Origin of the sequence: Paenibacillus sp. BK033, assembly GCF_004345425.1 — a bacterium.
GTDB lineage: Bacteria > Bacillota > Bacilli > Paenibacillales > Paenibacillaceae > Pristimantibacillus.
In genome coordinates, this window is sequence record NZ_SLVP01000001.1 from 1,419,960 (window position 1) to 1,440,240 (window position 20,281).

Genomic DNA, 20,281 nt, shown 5'->3' on the forward strand with positions numbered 1-20,281 from the left:
ACATGGAAATCTCAACGAAAGTGCATACCATCTTTCTAATGGTGGGACCGACGGAATGCGGGAAGTCTACTTTTGCGAATGAAATCCTTATTCCAGGCCTGCAGTTTCAAGCGAAAGAGAGTGGCGTAAAATCCAACATTCAATATTTGTCTTCCGACTCCATCCGCCAGGAAGTACTTGGGTTTGACTATGACAAGTACGACCGGGTCATGCTGGAAGCCAGCGAGCAGGCCTTTCAATTGCTGTTTGCCAAGCTGAAGCTGGTCACTTCCTTCCCGGTTAATGCAGAGTTTGTGATCGTAGATACAACCGGCCTCGCGGATGACTTCCGGTCAAAAGTGAGAGAGATTGCTCACGAGAACAACTATAACGTAGAGGTTATTTTGTTCGACTATCGCAACCGTGCCGATTACTATGCGTCGGAGCGGTCCAAGAAGCTCATTACGGCGCACATCAACCGGATTAAAACCGAAGTTTTGCGTGCCTTGTCCAAAGAAGGCTACTCCGCTATTCATAAGATAAGGGCCAAGGACTTTTATTCGGTAACCGAAAAGAAAGCAAATCCCGAATACCGGGTTCATATTGAAAATCGGGATGAATACCTCGATACCGCGCTGCCAAGCCGATATAAATATATCGTTGTAGGAGATATTCATGAATGCTTGGATACGTTTAAAGCCCTTTTGCACAGCCACGGCTTTCAGATTGACGGAAATGTCTTGACTGCAGCTGACCGTGTAAAGGATACAAAAATCGTGCTGGTCGGAGATTGGATCGATAAAGGCAAACAGACAAGGGAAACGATCCAGTTTCTGCATGAGAACCGGGAACACTTTTATTTTGTAATGGGCAATCATGAGAATTTCGTCCACAAGTATTTAAAAGGAGAAGTGCAGGGAGTCGACGAGGAGCTGCTGCATACGTATTTCGATTCCACGCGGGAGCTGCGCAGCCATCCCGAATTGCTAGAACAGTTTCAACGGCTGATCGCCGTTTCCAAACCGTTCTATCGTTTCGTTGGCGCAAACGGTGCGTCCTTTTACGTCACACATGCGCCATGCCGGAACAAATATATCGGTAAGCTGGACTCGAACTCTAAGCGGCACCAGCGAAACTTCCGGATCGACCGGGAAGCCGACCTCGAGGCACAGCTCAGATTCCTGGAAGAAGAAGCGGTAAGCAATTATCCTTTCCATGTATTCGGGCATGTCGCTGCGAAGAACGCTTTCCGGATCAAAAACAAAGTCCATATCGATTCGGGCTGCGTACATGGAAACGCGTTGACCTCCGTAAGCCTGTCCTATAAACCGTTCTTCAAATCCCAAATTTCCAGTCAGGCTTTCATGGCGGAGGAGCTGCGGCCGTTATTTGTTTCGGAACGAAAAGCAGCGATTCAGGATTTAGGGGAAGAGGAGCTCCGGCGCCTGCGTTACGCGTCTTATAACAAGATTAATTATATTTCGGGGACGATGGCTCCGGCAGATAAGGATGATGAATCCGGACAGTTGGAATCCATTAGCAAAGGCTTGCGCTATTTCGCAGAACGTGGCGTGAAGGAAGTCGTATTGCAGCCGAAATATATGGGTTCGAGATGCAATATTTATCTCTATTCCGATGTGGAGCAATGCTTTGCGATCAGCCGAAATGGGTACAAGATCAAGAAGGTCGACTTAAGCGGGATTTATGCCGGTCTTCTCGGTAAATTTGGCGGTTACATGAAGGAAAACAATATCGAGATGCTTCTGCTCGACGGCGAGCTGCTGCCATGGCAGGCGATGGGGGAAGGATTGATTCAGCGGCAATTCAAACCGATCGAGAAGGCGCTGGAGACAGAGATTGCTTTTCTGCATCAGAATGGATTCGAAGCGGCGCTTCGACAATTAACGGAGGATTACCGAGCTAGCGGCTTTGAAAAGGATCAATATCATATGCCGAAGGCGGAGTTAAGCCGAAAATACGGATCGACTGCTTATCAGAGCTACAAGCATCTGCGTGCCGTTCTCGATTCTTATATGCCGCTTGATGTACATGAAGCTGCTTACGAAACCTATAAGCACCAAATGAAGCTGTACGCGGAAGAAGGCGAGCTTGCCTACAAGCCGTTTGCGTTATTGAAAATTATCTACGCATCCGGCCGGGAAGAAATGCCGGCGAACCGGAAAACCTCTGAGATGTACCGTTTTCTCTCGGAGGATGAATTCCTGCTTGTTGATTTGTCGGATGAAGAAGCTGTCGGTAAAGCGGAGAAGTTCTTCGCCAAGCTTACGGTTGACCAGCAGATGGAAGGCGTTGTCATTAAGCCGGAAATCATCGGGGAGAATATGGTACCCTTTATCAAGGTCCGAAATCCGGAATACTTGTCCATCGTTTACGGATATGATTATCGATTCCCTCATAAATACAATAAGCTGATGAAACAAAAGAATGTGAGTCAAAAGCTTCGCACTTCGGCCAACGAATATCGGATTGGCCAGCGGATGCTCGCCGTTCCGTATGCGGAGATATCGCCTGAAAATAAGCTGTACAAAGAAATCGCGGCGGGACTGCTTTTCGAAGTAGCCAAAGAGAGGGAAATCGACCCGAGGCTTTAAGAGGAAGCATCGAGAGAAACGCACTTTAGCAGGTGCGTTTTTTTCTATTGCCAATGTACAGACTGTTGTGGCCGTCATCAGGTGAAAGATATTCAGGGAATTTCCAGTATTTTATAATGGTTCCGCCTGTGATATTCTCTTTCTATCATAGGAATATAAGGACCATTCGATTAAGGAGTGCCTGGATGAATAAAATAACTGCCGTTATCTTCGATCTGGACCAAACGTTACTGGATAAGCATCAATCGTTAATCGGGTTCGCTAATCATCAATTTGATACATTTGCCCTTGCAGCTTTCGGTATAGCCAGGGAGGAGTTTGTGGAGAGATTTACGGAAATGAATCATGTCGTCCGTCCGAAGGAAGACGTCTACATGGACTTATTCGAGTTATTTGCAATCGACCGCGCTTTACTTCCTGCCATGCTGGAGGATTTGAACGGGAACTTCTCGGAATACGCGATTGGTTATCCGGGACTTCTTGATATGCTGAGCGAATTGAAGAAAGCCGCGGTCAAATTAGGCATGATTACGAACGGCAGGGCGTTTTATCAGCGGAATAAAATAAGGGCTCTCGGCATTGAAGGTTATTTTGACGACATTATTATCTCGGAAGCAGTTGGTTTAAGAAAGCCGGATCCTGCAATCTTTCAGTTATCCTTGTCCAATCTGAATGTATCAGCAGCCGAGACTGTCTTTATAGGCGACAACTTGAAGAAGGATATGATACCGGCGAAGGAGCTTGGGATGCGGACCATTTGGAAACAAACGGCTGGTCTCAACGAATACACCGATATGGTCTGCGATAATTTGGCAGAAATACCGATGCTCATTCAACGCTTTATCCAAACAAAAACCGGGTAACACGATGGTGTTCCCGGTTTTGGTTTACTTTTTATTCGCGGCCAAATAGTTGTCCATCTCATCGCGGTTCGCATGATCACCGGAGGGAACGGTGTCTGTTACACCCCAGTAATCTCTCTGCACGGTATCTTTATTAGGGAATGCGTATAAGTCCAAATCATGCAGGATGCGGTGCATAAAACGCAAAGCTTCCGGATCATGCTTCTTGCGGGCAATATCGGCGAGCGCGATCAAGGTATTCATATCAAGCTGCAAGCCTTGGACGCTTGCAAGGGTCTTGCCAATCTCTTCGTAATTTTTCGTATCGAAGACCTCGGACGCCAGAAACTCATCCCATGCGGTTTTATTATCGGACTTGAAATTATCCAGACCTCCGCCGGTTACCTTAAGATCAAAGGTAGAATGGTACTCCTTAATCTTGGTTACCGCACGTCCTTCGGCTGAATTCGCAGCAAAGTCAACCTGCGGTACATGAATCGGCTCAGCCTTAGTGGTTGTTTCCGCAGGATCCGACGCTTCTGCCTTATCCCCGCCGCCCATGGCTTTAAGAACGTAATTCGCGCCAATGGCACCGGCACCGCAAATCAGTACAAAGGCGATAGCGGCGCCAATCAGATTCTCTTTTACTCGCAATATAAATCCTCCTTAGCTGACTGTGACAATGGTAACGTTTAGTGTACCAAAAGATGATCCCTTATGGAAATCTTCGAAAGTACCAAAAGTGCCCGCATCGAATTATAGGATTTCGTAAAGAAAGGTCAGGATAAGACGGTAACTCGTTCTTTTAACCTTCCCAAATTCCTTATTTATACAATTGTACGTATTTTTGTAGGGTTAGTTGCGGTGGTACTTGGAAAGAAAAGACCTCAGCTGTCCGCTGAGGTCCGTTTGGCTCACGTTTCATTACTCCTGGAAAAACTGAAACGATTTGAAGTTGAATTGACTGCCCGGCAGAAAAATAAAGGTCACGGTCTGAAGGCCGGTAATCCGTTCCAGCATGTATTCGTTCTCGCAATAGCCTTCCGAATAAGCAAATTCCACAAGCTGTTTGGTCTCGCCGTTCGTGCCGCTGAACAAGATATGAATGGTATTGTTGTCGATTGGCGATTGACCGCAGATCGCAAGCCTGCTAGCTCCCGATTCTCCAAAGTCCATATCCTGGAATACAAGCGACACGTTGTTGCCGATGTTTTCGATCGCATCATCCTTCAGGGTGTAAGAGTCCCCGTAAATCTGATTATTCTCCCGTGCTTCCAGACGTTCGAATGCCTTGACGGCTTTCCTGAACTGAAAGCCCTTTAGATGAATTTTGCGCTGCAGGACAAAGCTTAGCGAAGTTATTCCTTTGAGCCTGCGAGGCAGGCGATACGTTTCTTCCTGGTACACGTTCCATTTCGTCGGCTTTTGATAACTAATCCGCGCAAGCAGGGAGGCAGCTGTCTCGCCGGGAATGCCTTCCCAAATGTCTATGAAGAATTTTTCGCTGTCTAACGAGAAGATCGGAAGCGTTATCTCGTCTGCCCCATAGCTTCCGAAGTCAATGTTATCGAAGCAAATCCAGCTTTCGCCGTCCCGGCTGGTCGCAACGCCACGTTCATTGCCGTTCGTCAGGTTGCGGCTGGACCCGCTATGGTAGCCTGCGGATACAAATTCGTACGGATTTATAAAAGTCTGTCCAATGCCGTCTATCCGGAATTCCATTAAGGCATACATCCGGACTTTGTCCGAGCCGTTCCTTGTTGAGCAGCGGATATAGAACTCGCCGTCGCTTAATGCGGTAACCATAGCATGATGTCCGGCCGACTCAAGGCTGGCAATATTGGCGTCTACGCCGGCCGCATTTGTTACCCGCCATTCAACCTCCTGATAGGTTGCGTTGCTTGGATGAATAACTACCTGAACGGGCACGGAGCGGTTGTCTGCCGTGAGGGCATTGCCTTGCGGGCAAATAATCTCCAGCTTGCGCACCGGAATTTCATCGGTGGGTTCGGTTACGCCCGAAGTTTCGGCTGCTTGTCCCGGCGCATAGGCATACAGGGAATATTCTTCACCGGGTGCAGCAGGTTCAGGCATGACAGATTGGAGCACCGCTTCACCAGCAATCAGACCTTCGGAAGCAGCGCGCACAGTGATTGTTCCGCTCTCCAGCGTAGGTGCAATAACAGCCAGAAGCTTGCCGCTGAACATGCGGCGGTTCGTGCCTTTGTACGAATCGTAGTCGGTGCTGTCCCCATTATCGAGTCCAACGAGGCGGCCAGGCCCTTCCACGGTAACGCGTATGCGATTATTGGCATTGGCTACCGGCCGGCCCTCTAGGTCAAGGGTTGAGATTTCGATAAAGACCAGATCGGAGCCGTCTGCCGCCATGGTTGTTTTATCCGGAATCAGCAGGACGGAAGCCGCGTCTCCGAAGGAAGACTGGATATCCGTTGCGATAGGTTGACCGGCTTCATCGTAAGCGACAGCTCGGAGGAGTCCTTTCGCGTAAGGAATCCGCCATTCGCCAAGCAGCTGCTGGCCGTGGACATGATCGATATCGCAGGTTCCCATTGATTCGTCGTTGAAGAATAGCTCAATCTTTGGCGCATTCGAGCAGACGCGTACATCAATCAGCTGTCCTTCAGAGAAATCCCAATACGGGAAAATATGAACCATCGGCTTCACTTTATAGTCGGTCCATTCCGCTTGATAAATGTAGAAGGCATCCTTCTTGAATCCCGCTGTATCGATCTGTCCGAAATAAGAGTTCTTCGTATGGTACGGCGTCGGCTCGCCAATATAGTCAAAGCCGGTCCACAGAAATTGTCCAAGCGAGAAGGCGGCGTCGCGGTCCGCAATGATGCAGGCCTCCGTGCTCTTTGCGCCCCAGCTGGTCGAGCTGTTGCCAAGCGACGAGCATTGCTCATCGTCATCCGCCAGAACGGATTGGGCGAGAGGGAAATGATAGATCCCCCGGCTTTGTACCGTCGAGCAGGTCTCGCTGCCATAGATGAACCAATCCGGATGCTCCGCATGATGCTGCCGGTAATATTTATCCCCGTAGTTGTAGCCGGCGAATTTGACAAGATCCGCGCATTTCCGCGCATTTTCCCAAGGCATATAGTTCGATCCAATGGTCACGACGGCATTGCCCTTCGGATCAAGAGAATGAACCTTATCGCGCAGCTGGATGGTCAGCTCCTGTCCGCGTTCATCGGCATGCGTATCGTAAATCTCGTTGCCGATACTCCACATCAGCAGGCTTGGATGGTTCCGGTCTCTGCGAACCCAGCTGGCGACGTCTTTTTCCCACCAGTCCTTATAAAATCTCGCGAAGTCATAAGGCGTCTTGGCCCGCTCCCACATGTCATACGCTTCAGAGACGATAAGAATCCCCATCTCGTCGGCCAATTCCATGAGCTCAACCGCAGGCATGTTATGAGCGGTACGAATCGCATTAACGCCCATCTCCTGAAGAAGGGAAACTTGTCTTCGAAGTGCCGTTTTATTAACGGCTGCACCCAGAGAGCCGAGATCATGGTGCTGACAGACCCCTTGCAGCTTGACGTGTCGGCCATTTAGGAAAAAGCCTTTCTCCGAGTCGAAGCCGAAGGTGCGGAATCCGAACGTTTGCCGATGCTCATCCACTACTTCGCCATTAAGGAGCAGCTCGGTATGGAGCCGGTAGCGGACCGGTTCATCCAAATCCCAAAGCCGGGGCTGCCAAACGGCAAGTAATTGATTGATGGTTACCGTCTCGCCTGCTATCGGTTGAATCGTGGTTTCCGATTGGCCAATTGCAGCCGCTGCTGCATCCAGAATCGTATGGCGCAGCTTATAGGCGGATGAAGGGTCGGCCAGCTCCGCAAATACGACCTCGCTGTCGATATCAACGGACCATGCGTCATCGTTATTCTTTTTAGCGGAAATATAAATGCCGTCTGATGCAAGATGAGTGTCAGGTGAGGCGACAAGCCAAACAGACCGGTAAATGCCTGCGCCGGAATACCAGCGGGAGTTCGGAGACTCGTGAATAACCTGGACGAGAACTTCATTATCGCCCGCGGTCAGGAAAGTGGTTATATCCAATTCAAAGGTCGAGTAACCGTTTTTCCAGGTACCTGCAACACGGCCGTTCACATAAACCGATGAATTCATGTAAACGCCTTCAAACCGCAGCGCAAACCGGCTATTGGAAGGGATTTCTTCGAAGTGGATCGTTTTGCGGTACCAACCGACGCTGTTCTCGTACAAGTTATTCGTGTCATAAATTAACCAATCATGCGGGAGAGTAACGGGGGACCAGTCTGCTCCGCCTTCGAGTATGGCATCGAACTCCGTGCCAAGCGGGTGCTTGGAGAAATACCAGTCATTGTTCAGCTTTTGTTTCCGGCTCATGGGAGAACTCCTTTCAATCTGACGATTCTACTTCGATAGTGGCATCAGGCGTGCGGGAGTGCAATGAAATTAGAAAAGAAGTAATATTATCCAAGTATATTGTTTAATTTTCTAAGTATCGAAAGATTGAATTGTGCATTGCGTAATGATCTATTAGAATTAACGAATAAGTCCCATTTTTGTATAACTAACGGAGTAGTTCCGGTAGCAGAAGGGGAGATGAGAACAATCTCAACCATTCGACTGCACTTATTACATGCACAGATTGCGCAGCAGGCTGTGGCGGTTCGGACCAATAAGGGAAAAACGTGGAGCGGGAAAATCGAAAAGGTGGAGGATCAGTTCGTGCAAATCCGTTACGAGTCCAATTTACTGGTGCATTTACCGATCTCCGTCATTGAAGAAGTTAGGCAAGCATAGCTAGTCAAGCAGGAGGCAGGCCGAGCGGCTTGTCTCTTTTACATAAACCAGTCAATATCGTGCATGAAATGTCGGATAGGCAGATTCGGCTTTTGCTAATCTAATGATGAGGAAAGGAGGGATGCGGGTGAATACGCTGGAGCATATGAATCAGGCTTTGAGCTATATCGAAGATCATTTAGCCGAGGAGATCGATCTTAAGGAAGCGGCTAAACGGGCACGCTGCTCGGAATATCATTTATCGCGGATGTTCTCATTCCTTGCCGGTGTCACCTTGTCCGAATATATCCGGCGAAGAAGGTTAACGCTGGCGGCCTTTGATCTGATGAACTCGTCCGACAGAGTGATCGACGTTGCAGTCAAATACGGTTACTCTGCCGCCGACTCGTTTGCCAAAGCGTTTCAAGGCGTTCATGGGATTACACCGTCTGAAGCAAGGCAGCTCGGGCACTCTCTGAAAAGCTTTCCCCGCATGTCCTTTCAATTATCGATTAGAGGGGGAGACGAAATGAATTACCGGATTGAAGAAAGGGAAGCCTTCCGCATTGTTGGCCTGATGAAGCGGGTACCCATTGTATTTGAAGGAGTAAACCCGGATATAGCGTCGATGTGGCAAAGTCTGACCGAAGAGCGGATTACTGAGCTGAAAGCTTTGTCCAACGTGACGCCGAAGGGGCTGTTAAGCGCATCCGTCAATTTTTCGGAAGGGCGCATGGAGGAAAAAGGGGAGCTGGATCATTATATCGGAGTCGCTACGACCGCAGCTTGTCCGAAGCACTTTAGCGAACTGAAGGTTGCGGCAGGAGCATGGGCTGTGTTTGAAGCGGTAGGCCCATTCCCGGCGACCCTGCAAAATGTGTGGGGACGAATCTATTCGGAGTGGTTCCCGTCCTCGAATTACGAAGCGGCGGAAGGTCCGGAGCTCTTGTGGAACGAGCATAAGGACACGACTTCGCCAACGTTCAGGAGCGAGATCTGGATACCTGTGGTGCCGAAGGGCTAAATGATCGGGGAGAAGAGGAGAAAGTCCTCTTCTTTTTTTGCGCGAACACCAGGCGTGTTATCGGCTTCCCGATGGCTCGGCACCTCAAAATTTATGATTGACATTCGCCTATCGAAAGGGTATATTATTTTCACAAAGCTGAAATCGCTTACAGGCAATAAGAGGCTTTTTTATTTTGCACAAACTGGGAACGTTCCCAAAATGACAAGAAAATGCTCGGCAGTGTAAAATCGCAAAGAGGCGCATCTTTTTAGGTTCAAAATGGGAACGTTCCCAAAATGATCGCAGCAGCGAACGGGTTATGACAGACAATTATTTGTTTCTTTTTGGGAACGTTCCCACAATTGGGTGATAATCGTTTATAATAGGGAACAATATCATCCAATTCCGGAAAGGCAGGGATTCCAAATGGGTCCAACCATTCATGATGTCGCAAAATTAGCCAACACTTCTAAAAGCACCGTGTCCCGATATTTAAACGGACAGCAGGTGAAAAAGGCCACTCAAGAAGCGCTGGAGAGGGCAATCAAAGAGCTGAACTTTCACCGCAACGCAAACGCGCGCCGGCTCGTGATGGACAAAACGTATACGATCGGCATCGTCATCGACGATATTTCGAACATTTTCTACTCCGGCATTATTAAAGGGATCGAAGAGGTGGCAGGCAATAACGGCTACAATTGCATCTTCCTTAGCTGGACGTCCAATTACGACAACGAAATTTCGTTTATGAATTTGCTGTACGAAGGACAGGTCGACGGCATCATCATGGTCAGCTTCCGCAAGAGAAGCGTGGAGGATCTGCTGCTGATCCGGGAGGCCGGTTATCCGATCGCGCTGATCGGCGACCACGGCGAACTGGAAGGAATCTTCTCGGTGGACGTCGACAACGCTGCCGGAATCGCGGACGTCGTTCACTATCTGCATGACATCGGACACCGCAAAATCGCTTATATTTCCGGTCCCGAGACCGTCTCGGCGAGCAAATACCGGTTCAAGGGCTATAAGCAGACGTTGGAGGAGCTTGGCCTCGAGTACAACCCGGAATGGGTCGTCGAATCCGACTGGACGAATCAGGGCGGCTATGCCGCGATCAAAGCCATTCTCGAGAAGCCGGAGGTTACCGCGGTTGTTGCGTCTAGCGACGAAACCGCGATCGGGGCGCTGCGCCGGATCCAGGAATCCGGCCGGAACGTTCCCAAGGACATGTCGATCGTCGGCTTCGACGACGTAACGGTATCGAGCTGGGTTTACCCCTCGCTAACGACGGTAAGGCAGCCGTTCCGCGATATTGGACGAATGGCTGCAGAAGGGCTGTTTCTAAAAATCGCCGGCGAAGAAGAAGAGGCGAAGAGCCACCTGCTGAAACCTCAGCTCATTATTCGCGATTCTTGCGGAAAACTTCTCTGAAAAGGGTTGTGTGATATGAACAGTAAAATAAACAAATCGCATTACGGTTACTTTTTTATCGCTCCGTTTTTTATCGGATTCGCGGTATTCGGCCTTATCCCGATCCTCTACACATTCTACTTAAGTTTGACCAATTGGGACGGGTTCAGCGATCCGGTGTACACAGGCTGGGACAATTACGTCAGAATCGTTCAGGACACGTTCTTCTATCAGGCGGTTTTGAACACGCTTATCATTTGGGTGATTTCGATCGTCCCGCAGCTTATTCTGGCGCTGGTGCTGGCGCTCATCCTCAACGAGAAGTTCGTGAGGGGAAAGCATTTCTTCCGGGCCGTGTACTACTTCCCGCACATCATTACCCCGATTACGCTTGGCGTCATGTTCAGTCTGATGTTCGACTGGCAGACCGGCAGCGTCAATAAGCTGCTGATGGAGTTCGGATGGATCTCCGAGCCGGTCAACTGGTTCAACAGCCACTGGTGGTCCCGGGCAATCGTGGGTCTGGTCATCTGCTGGCAGTACTTCGGATTTAATCTGATCGTCTTCATTGCGGGGCTCCAATCGATCCCAAGCGAGGTGTACGAAGCCGCAGAGGTCGACGGCGCCTCCAAGCTGCAGACGACTTGGTGGATAACCTTGCCCATGCTGAAGCCAGTGTTTCTGTTCACTTTCATTACGTCGGTTATCGGCGGGCTGCAGCTGTTCGACGCGCCGCTTATGCTGGGCAACGGGCCGGATAACGCGACAAGAACGATGGTTATGTACCTCTTTGAAACCGCTTTTAAAAACTTTAATTACAGCTACGGATCCGCAATCGCCTATGCCATCTTTATTGTAGTAATGTTCTTCACGCTCATTACGGCGAAAGCTTCCAAGCTGAAGGATTAGGAGGCCTATCGATATGAATGAAGCAAGCAGAGGGCCGATTCGCTTTGGATCAATCATCGCAAAAACCGTTATGTACCTGTTTCTCATTCTCGTCGCGCTAACGTGTCTCGTGCCATTCTACAGCATGTTCATCACGTCGACCCACGCGAACTCCGATATCGCCCGCAGTCTGCTGTTCTGGCCTGGCGACCAATTCATGGACAATTACGACCGGCTTATCTCGACGGTCCATATCTGGCGGGGCTTTGCCAACACGATTTTTATTACGGTGACATTTACCTGCCTTAATCTGTATTTCGCCGCGCTGGCCGGCTACGGCTTCTCCAAATACAACTTCAGGTTCCGCGGCGGCTTATTCCTGTTCGTGCTTGGCACGATGATGATCCCAGGGCAGCTCGGCATCATTGGCTTCTACAAGCTGATGAATGCGCTTCATATGCTCAATACGTATTGGCCGCTGATCCTGACCGGGATCAGGGATGCGTTTGGCATCTTCTTGCTGAAGCAAATCGCGGATTCCTCCGTGCCGAACGAAATTATCGAATCGGGCAGAATCGACGGCTACGGGGAGCTTAGAATTTTTCACAAGCTTATTCTGCCGTTGATGGCTCCGGGCCTCGCGACGCTTGGCATCTTCTCGTTCATCGGGAAGTGGAACGACTTCCTGACGCCGATGATCATTTTGTTCAACAACGACCTGCAGACGCTTCCCGTCATGATCGCCAGCGTGAAGTCGCAGTTCTCTTCGGACTTCGGCGCGCAGTACGTGGGCATCGTTATTTCGGTCGTGCCGATTCTCGTGTTCTTCTCGTTTATGTCCAAGCGGATCATTAGCGGCGTTGCCGCCGGTGCCGTGAAGGGCTGACGCTTGAATTTCATTGAAAGAGGTGGTGCTCGGACTTATAGCGCAAGGGTGCACGGAAGCATGGTCACACGAGACAAGGCAAGGGTTACGTTAGGCAATCAATCATGCATTGAAGGGGAGATTCGATTGAAAACGACAAAATGGTTTTCTTTGATGGTGGCGCTAGTTATGGTATTGACCATCGCGGCCGGATGCGGGAACAACGCGGGCGGCAATAACGCCGGCAATGCCGGAAATACCGGTAATGCCGGCAACGAGCCGGCACAGACAGAGACGCCGTCGGCCGATGGAACAAAAGAACTGAAAGGCAAGCTGGTCGTGTGGACGTTCTTTGACCAGGTGAAGGAAATGGGTGCCAAGTTCGAAGAGAAACACCCGGGCGTCAAGGTGGAGGTTAACATCTTCCCTGGCGACCAATACCAGACGAAGCTGCTTTCCGCGATGCAGTCCGGAAGCAACGTACCCGACGTATTCGACCTGGAAAGAGGCTACATCGGCAAATTCATTGACGCCAAATTTATCGCCGACCTGTCCGCCATGGGCATCGAGGATCAATTAAAGGACTATATCCCTTACGTTCGCGAACTGGGCAGAGCTTCCGACGGCACGATTCGCGCCGTATCCGACCACTCTTCCCCGGGCTCCTTCTGGTACATCCGCGAGAACGCGAAGAAATACCTCGGTACGGATGATCCGGATAAAATCAGCGAAATGGTCAGCAGCTGGGACAAAATCATCGAGCTGGGCAAAAAAGTGTACGAGCAAAGCGGCGGCAAGGTGCATTTGATGCAGAACGCCGGCGACGTATTCGATATCGGTGCTTACAACACGGAGCCGTGGGTGAAGGACGGCAAGCTGAACATCGATCCGAAGTGGAAGACGTACTACGAAACGCAGCAGAAAATCCGCGCGAACAACGTCGATGCCAAGCTGGGCTTTATGTCCGCCGGCTGGGGCAACGCGCTGAACGACGGCTCGGTCGTACTTAGCGCGATGCCGGCTTGGGCAACGTTTATGATCGACAACAAGGACGACAAAGCCGTCGGCAAATTCGGCGTTGCGAAGTCGCCGGAAGGTTTCTACACGGGCGGCACTTACCGCGGCATTTACCAGAAATCTCCAAACAAAGAGCTTGCGTACGAATTCATCAAATATATTGCAAGCCCGGAATGGCAGACATACAACCTGGGCAAAACCGGCAATATGCCGGCGAGCGGAAAGGTTTACCAAGACAACATGGATACTTTCAAAGTAAATCTGCTCGGCGACCAGAATCCGATGAAGATTTACTACGAGCTCGTAAGCAGCATGCCGGGCATCGCGCCTGACAAGTACGGCGAAGACGTGCTCAGCAGATGGCGGAAGGTTGCGGGACAAGGCATTACGGATAACAAAAGCTACGACGACGTGGTAGCAAGCTTCAAGAAAGAAGTAAAAGGCGCATTCCCTGACATTCAAGTCGATTAACGCCACAGAGAAAGCGACTGCTTCTTACAAGAAGCAGTCGCGATTTTTTACCATTGGAAGGAGCAGGCCGATGAGCAGCATTCGTGAATACATTAGAGACCTTCGCATAATAGACGGCCACGAGCATTTGGCGACGCAGGTACTCAGAGAGAAGGATAAGACGGATCTATTCGGACTGATGCATTATTTGGATTCGGACATGATCACATCCGGGATGCCCCGCGGCATACTGGCGAAACGGAACGGCTTAGGTGACGAGCAAAAAGCAGCGCTGTTCATGAAGTATTGGGAGAGAGTGAAAAACACGACTTACGCCAGAGTGTTCCGTACCGCAATGGAGGATTTGTACGGCATGCGCGACTGGAGCGAGAGAGGGCTGCTCGAGTTAAACGAGAAGGTGCTCGCCGCAACGCTCGACAAGGAATGGTACGGCAAGGTCATGACGGAGAAATCCAAAATCGACCTTGCGTTTACGCTGATTTATACGACGGACGTCAATTTCGATATGTTCCGACCGATTATGTTCATGGATTTTACCTATAAGCTGCGAACGCAGAAAGATATCCTGGCCGTCGAACGGGCTTCCGAGCAGCAAGTCAATACGCTCCAGCACTATTTGACCGCCGTGGATGCTTTATTAAATAAATATGTCAAAGAGGGCATGGTCGCAACCAAGCTCGGTCACGCCTACTGGCGGACGCTCGCCTGCGAGAAGCCGACGTTCCACGAAGCGGAGCTGGTATTCAACCGGCTGATGGCCAGCTCGCTGGACGAAGGACTGTCCCAAGCGGAGACAAGACCGCTGCAGGATTATCTCATTCATTTCGTTATCCAGCGTTCGACGGCCTACAACCTGCCGGTTCAAATTCATACCGGGCATCATGAGACTAGCGTATCCGGAAATGGCAATATCATTACGAATTCGAAAGTATCTTCGCTGCTTCCGCTCTTATTGGAATATTCGAATACAAAGTTTGTTCTGCTGCATTGCGGCTTCCCGTACGAGCAGGAATATTTGACCATCGCCAAAAACTTCGCGAACGTATACGCGGACTTTACGTGGATGTATATTATTTCCCCGACGGCGGCAAAGCATATTCTTCATCAGATGATCGAGATGGTGCCGCAAACGAAAATTCAAGGCTTCGGAGGGGATTACAACTTTATCGAAGGAACTTACGCGCATTTGAAGCTCGCCAAAAAAATCGTCGGCGACGTGCTTGTGGAGAAGGTGGAGAACGGCGCGCTGGACGAGGACGAGGCGATCGGCTTCGCGAAGGCGATCTTCCGGAATAATCTGATCGACATTTACGGCCTGGACGAAAAGCCGGTATAAGCATGCGCGAAGCGAGGAGGAATGGATGATGAAACCGGAATGGTCGATAGCGCGGAACGAGGAGGGCTGCGAAATCCGGCTGCACCCGCCCGGCAAGGGAGGCAGCCTGTCCAGTCTGCAATTCGCCGATCTGATGCGGGCGGAGAGCGTTGACGGGATCACGGAAACGGTTGCGATCGCCGCCGCCGAAGCCTCTGGAAGTGTCCTTCGTGCTTCCGGCAAGTCGGCGAGGTTCGAAGCGGAAGCAAGCTGGACGTACGTTCACGATGAATGCCCCTATTACGATGTAATGGTCGAGCTCTCCTATACGGGTGAACGGGCAGGGGCTTGGAATTTGCAGATCGGAGCGGATCTGATCGGGGATGGGAGACCGGATTGGATGATCCCCGGCGCGTTTTACAAGGAAAACCGATTCGAGAGCAATCTCCGCCAATATCCCCGTTACGACTTTAACGGGGGAGACGCCTCTCATATGGTGTCGGACTATTGGGCGTTCCGCGCCGACCGGGCGGCATTGCCGGCGATATTCGCCTGGAACGATCACATGTGCGGCGCGCTTTGCACGGACGAAATGTCCGCCGTCGGTTTGAACGGTCTCGGCTTCCGCGGCAATGCCGACGGCACGCGAATCTGGCTCAATTTTCCCTACCGGGAAGAGCCTGTTACGTTTGTCGGAAGCGCGGTTCCGAGCCCGGCCGACTTATCGGTCTATTCGTTCCAGCCGGGTGAACAGGTAACGCTTCATTTTAAAGCTTATGCGTCAAGCTCGGATCCCCATGCTTATAACCCGTTCGTCCGGCAAATGTATAAGCTCCATCAAAACGAGCATGCGCTTAATCCTTGGATGGGGCTTGAAGAAGCAGCCGATTTGACCGCTCACGGGCTTTATACTTGGCACTATAGCAAGGAGCATCAAATCTTGTACGAGACGGCGGCATTCGACCGCGAGTTCAACAACAACGTGAAGGGCATGGGCGACCGCCCTCATATGCATGTCGGTTGGGTCAGCGGAGCTCCGTATGCCTACAGCCTGTTGACCTACGGCGTGAAGAGCGGAAACAAGGAATATATCGATGCCGGGGCTGCCGTTATCGACAAAATTGCGTCGGGCCTCGCCCCGTGCGGAACGTTTTGGGCTTCCTGGATCGTCGATAAGGGCTGGACATCCGGTTGGAATCCCCGCAAGGATTGGCTGCAGGCGCGCACGATTGCCGAAGCGACGCTGTTCATGGTCAGGGCGTTGAAGTTCGAGAAGGAACGCGGGATGTCCAGACCCGAATGGGAGACGGCTGCGTTGTCCAATTTGCGTTTTGCGGCAAACGGTCAGCGGAAGGACGGGAATTTCGGTTCCTATTACAACAGCGACAGCGGCGTGGTCGAAGAATGGGACGGCGCAGGCGGCATGCTGTGGATTGCGGCGCTGCTCGAAGGCGCGGACCTGCTCTCGGAGCCCGCCTTTGCGGAAGCCGCGGTCCGGGCAGGCGGTTACTATGAAAAGTTTATTCGGAACGAGTATATATACGGAGCGCCGGAGGACGTGCATTTGACGCCTACGAGCGAGGATGCTTACAACGCGGTTGCCGCTTACGTCGCGCTGTACGAATTTGACCGGAACGGGGAGTGGCTGCGGCTTGCCGCAAGCGCGGCCGATTGGATGATGACGTTCCGCTGGACGTACAACCTTGAATTTCCGCGATTCTCGCTTCTCAAGCAATATGATTACCGTTCGCGGGGCGCGGATCAAGCCTCTGCCTCGAATCAGCATCTGCACAATTACGGCTTGTTCTGCGTGCCGGAAATGCTGCGGTTATGGAGCTACACGGGCGATAGATATTACTTAGACCGGACACGGGATCATATTTCCTGCTTCCTCCAGTTTATCGCGCGGGAGGACGGCGATTTCAACGCCTACAAAGGCATGGTGACGGAGCGCTTCTACAACACGAACTGCTTCCAGCCAAAAGGGATGATGCTGACGCTGTCCCATTCCTGGTGTATCGGGTTGATTTTGTACGCCTCCCAGGAAGCGCTGGCGTACTCGGATGAGCTGGATTTACAGGGCCTTAAGCGATAAGGGAGATGAGAACATGCACGTAGCGGGCATTGATATCGGCACAAGTTCGATTTGCTGCGTCGTGGTAGATACGCAATCCGGCGAGCAGGTTGCCGCGGTCGGAAAGCTGAATGATTCGGGTCTTGCTTCCGCAAACGAATGGGAGCGGGCGCAAGACCCCGAAAGGATTGCCGCGATCGTTCAAGAACTGATTGGCGAGCTTGGAGGTCACTGGGACGTTGTTGCCGCTGTCGGCATCTCCTGCCAAATGCACGGCGTGCTGTACGTTGACGGAAACGGCGATGCCGCCAGTCCGCTCTATACGTGGCAGGACCGCCGGGGGGACTGCCAATTTGACGATGCAGCTACTTATTCCGGTTATATGCGGAGCCGAACGGGTTATCCGCTTGCTTCTGGCTATGGCCTCGTGACGCATTTCTATAACGCGCGTTGCGGTCTCGTGCCGCAAGCTGCCGTTTATCTGTGCACGATTGGCGATTATATCGCGATGCGGCTTTGCGGCTCCAGTATTCCGATGATGGATGCTTCAAATGCGGCAAGCCTTGGCCTGTTTGACCTGGAGGCAAGGCAGTTCGACATTGACCGGATCAGGGAGCTTGGGCTGGATCCCGGCATATTGCCGCCTGTTGCCGTGGCGGATGATCCGGCCGGGAGGACGGCGGATGGCAAGCTCGTCGCTTGCGCCATCGGCGACAATCAGGCAAGTTTTCTCGGAAGCGTTCCTTCACTGGCCGAAGCGATGCTTGTCAACATCGGTACCGGAGCGCAGGTGTCGGTATTCTCGGAGTCGCCGGACGCAAGGCCGGGCATCGAGGTCCGGCCGTTCCCGGGAAGCGGCTATTTGCTCGCTGGCGCTTCGCTTGGCGGAGGAAAATCTTATGCGCTGCTGGCGTCATTGTTTCGCGACGTCTTGTCAGCGTTTGGGGAGGCGCCAGCCGCCACGTCTTCCATGTACGAGCGCATGAACGAAATGGCCGAGGAAGCGCTTCGGGAAGGCGGTACGCGGCTCCGGGTATCGGCTTCGTTTTTCGGAACGCGAGAAAACCCGGCCGCTGCGGGCTCGATCTCCGGCATCGATGAGAGCAGCCTTACGGCAAAGCAGCTTGTTCTCGGCGTGCTGAGCGGCGTGGCCGACGAGCTGCTCGGGTTCGCGGCATCGTTCCCGGGCCGTTTGCGAAGCCGGATATCGGCCATTGCCGCCTCGGGCAACGGCATCCGCAAAAACCGCGTCATGCAGCAGCTGCTTCGGGAGAAGCTGGGGTATCCGCTCCGCTTGTCCCGGGCGGAAGAGGAAGCGGCATTTGGAGCCGCTCTATATGCCGGCGTTCAGGCTGGCCTATTCCCAAGCTGCGAAGCGGCCATTTCCCATTGTCAAAGGAGCGAAGCTTATGACGGCTAAAATCGCAATTATTCATACGACACCTGTCACAATCGATCCTTTAAAAGCGCTGGCCGCGGAACTTATTCCGGGCTGTACCGTCGTCAACCTCGTCGATGATTCGATTCTCCCCGAGCTCGGCGAAAACGGCGGGAATGTGAGCGCGATCGTGGACCGCTGGAGGCAGTATGCCGCCATTGCGGAGAGTTTGGGAGCTGGCTGCATCTTGAATGCTTGTTCCTCTATCGGGGAAATACCGGCGCTCGTGCAGCCGCATATCTCGGTTCCGATCGTGCGGATCGACCAGGCGATGGCGGAATACGCTGTCCGGAACGCATCGGTCATCGGCGTGGCGGCAACGCTCGCGACGACGCTGCGGCCGACGGAACGGCTGCTTATGCAGACGGCCGAAGCGGAAGGGCGGGAAATCCGCCTCGTGCCGGCGCTGGCGTCCGCCGCTTACGGCAAGCTGCTCGCCGGCGACAAGGAAGGACATGACATGGAGCTGGCTGCCGCGCTGCGGGAGCTCGCTTCGAAGACCGATATCGTCGTGCTTGCGCAGGCCTCGATGGCGAGGGTACTGGAGCAATTCGGAGACGAAGAGAAAAAGCAATTCATTAGCAGCCCGCGGCTCGGCATGAAGAAGGTAGCCGCCGTGCTGTCCGACCTAAAGGAGACATGACAAATGACGAATGGTATACGCAGCGGAAATGTAATGACGTTAAAGAAAGCGCTGGAGATCGCGGAAGCGAATCATTTCGCGATCGGCTCGTTCTCGCCGAGATATACGCCTATGATCAAGGCGGTGCTTCAGGCGGGGCAGCAGGCTTTGTCCCCGCTTATCGTTCAAATCTCCCATAAAGAGCTGGTTCGCTACGGGATTACGCCCGGCGAATTCGCGGAGGAGTTTTACCGCCGGATCAAGGATGACGGAATAACGGTGCCGGCCGTGCTCCACCTAGACCATACGAAAGAATTGGGAACGATCCGGGAAGCGGTCGAAGCCGGATTCACTTCGGTTATGATAGACGCCTCCGAGAAGCCGTTCGCGGAGAACGCCGCGATCAGCAAGGAAGTTGCGGAATACGCGCACGCGATGGGCGTGTCCGTGGAGGCCGAGCTCGGCATGATCGGCACGACCGACTTCGTCGAGACGGACACGGACGAAGAGCTGTTCACGGATCCGCAAGAAGCGGCCGAATTCGTTAGGCTGACGGGCGTTGACGCGCTGGCCGTGTCATGCGGCACCGCGCATGGCGTCTACAACGTCCGCAAGCCGAGAATCGATTACGACCGGCTGTCGGCGATCCGTGCTTTAACGCCGGTCCATTTGGTGCTGCACGGCGGCTCGGGCGTCCCCGCGGATATGATGCGTCGGGCGTTCCAGCTGCCGGGGGGCGGCGTGAGCAAGGTGAATATCGCGACCGATCTCGAGCTGGCGCTGCTGGAATCGCTCGGCCGCGAGGAGCGCATGACCAATGAGGAGTGCAAGGCGCTTGACGCCGATCGTCTGCGGACGGGACGCCAAGCGGTTACGGATACGGTAATCGGGAAGATGAATACGTTTTTGCTCAGCGCCGGCAAGGCGTCGAGCTTTCATAACTAACAG

15 protein-coding genes are annotated in these 20,281 nt (G+C 52.3%); 13 read left to right on the top strand and 2 right to left on the bottom strand.

Annotated elements, in window-relative coordinates; genetic code table 11:
- The first annotated feature begins 2 nt into the window (after positions 1-2).
- Both EV294_RS06445 and EV294_RS06450 read left to right on the top strand, forming a co-directional pair.
- Positions 3-2,591: a metallophosphoesterase gene (locus EV294_RS06445; protein WP_132304887.1), complete on the top strand. Its 2,589-nt coding sequence runs from the start codon at positions 3-5 to the stop codon at positions 2,589-2,591.
- A gap of 185 nt (positions 2,592-2,776) precedes the next feature.
- Positions 2,777-3,454 (top strand): HAD family hydrolase, encoded by a 678-nt coding sequence (locus EV294_RS06450; RefSeq protein ID WP_132304888.1) that lies wholly within the window; start codon positions 2,777-2,779, stop codon positions 3,452-3,454.
- Positions 3,455-3,478: 24 nt separating this feature from the next.
- Here EV294_RS06450 and EV294_RS06455 read toward each other — a convergent pair whose 3' ends face one another.
- Together EV294_RS06455 and EV294_RS06460 are read right to left on the bottom strand one after the other, a co-directional pair.
- A complete protein-coding gene (locus EV294_RS06455; RefSeq protein ID WP_132304890.1) occupies positions 3,479-4,087 on the bottom strand; it encodes a hypothetical protein in 609 nt (202 codons plus the stop codon).
- Between the two features lie 270 nt (positions 4,088-4,357).
- Entirely contained in the window at positions 4,358-7,831 is a 3,474-nt protein-coding gene (locus tag EV294_RS06460) for a glycoside hydrolase family 2 TIM barrel-domain containing protein (RefSeq protein WP_132304892.1), read from the bottom strand.
- A gap of 219 nt (positions 7,832-8,050) precedes the next feature.
- Between EV294_RS06460 and EV294_RS06465 the strand changes: the two genes are divergently transcribed.
- The 11 genes from EV294_RS06465 to EV294_RS06515 all read left to right on the top strand — a co-directional run bounded on the left by EV294_RS06465 (position 8,051) and on the right by EV294_RS06515 (position 20,278).
- On the top strand, positions 8,051-8,251 hold the full coding sequence (locus EV294_RS06465; RefSeq protein WP_132304894.1) for a hypothetical protein: 201 nt from the start codon (positions 8,051-8,053) through the stop codon (positions 8,249-8,251).
- 145 nt (positions 8,252-8,396) lie between these two features.
- Positions 8,397-9,254, top strand: a complete 858-nt coding sequence (locus EV294_RS06470) for an AraC family transcriptional regulator (RefSeq protein WP_243866992.1) — start codon at positions 8,397-8,399, stop codon at positions 9,252-9,254.
- A 408-nt stretch (positions 9,255-9,662) separates the two neighbouring features.
- Positions 9,663-10,664: a LacI family DNA-binding transcriptional regulator gene (locus EV294_RS06475; RefSeq protein WP_132304898.1), complete on the top strand. Its 1,002-nt coding sequence runs from the start codon at positions 9,663-9,665 to the stop codon at positions 10,662-10,664.
- Positions 10,665-10,679: 15 nt separating this feature from the next.
- Positions 10,680-11,552, top strand: a complete 873-nt coding sequence (locus EV294_RS06480) for a carbohydrate ABC transporter permease (protein WP_132304900.1) — start codon at positions 10,680-10,682, stop codon at positions 11,550-11,552.
- Between the two features lie 13 nt (positions 11,553-11,565).
- Positions 11,566-12,417 (top strand): carbohydrate ABC transporter permease, encoded by an 852-nt coding sequence (locus tag EV294_RS06485; protein WP_132304902.1) that lies wholly within the window; start codon positions 11,566-11,568, stop codon positions 12,415-12,417.
- Positions 12,418-12,543: 126 nt separating this feature from the next.
- A complete protein-coding gene (locus EV294_RS06490; RefSeq protein ID WP_165930589.1) occupies positions 12,544-13,884 on the top strand; it encodes an ABC transporter substrate-binding protein in 1,341 nt (446 codons plus the stop codon).
- A gap of 70 nt (positions 13,885-13,954) precedes the next feature.
- On the top strand, positions 13,955-15,220 hold the full coding sequence (locus EV294_RS06495; RefSeq protein WP_132304906.1) for an amidohydrolase family protein: 1,266 nt from the start codon (positions 13,955-13,957) through the stop codon (positions 15,218-15,220).
- Between the two features lie 25 nt (positions 15,221-15,245).
- Entirely contained in the window at positions 15,246-17,294 is a 2,049-nt protein-coding gene (locus EV294_RS06500) for a YyaL domain-containing protein (protein WP_132304908.1), read from the top strand.
- 13 nt (positions 17,295-17,307) lie between these two features.
- Positions 17,308-18,693 carry a sedoheptulokinase gene (locus EV294_RS06505; RefSeq protein WP_165930590.1) on the top strand — a complete coding sequence of 462 codons (1,386 nt, stop codon included), beginning with the start codon at positions 17,308-17,310 and terminating at the stop codon, positions 18,691-18,693.
- Positions 18,683-19,354 (top strand): aspartate/glutamate racemase family protein, encoded by a 672-nt coding sequence (locus tag EV294_RS06510; RefSeq protein WP_132304912.1) that lies wholly within the window; start codon positions 18,683-18,685, stop codon positions 19,352-19,354. Before EV294_RS06505 ends, EV294_RS06510 begins: the two co-directional genes overlap by 11 nt.
- Before the next feature lie 3 nt (positions 19,355-19,357).
- The gene (locus tag EV294_RS06515) at positions 19,358-20,278 is read left to right on the top strand and encodes a class II fructose-bisphosphate aldolase (protein WP_132304914.1); all 921 of its coding nucleotides are present in this window, start codon (positions 19,358-19,360) and stop codon (positions 20,276-20,278) included.
- The last annotated feature ends 3 nt before the right edge of the window (positions 20,279-20,281 follow it).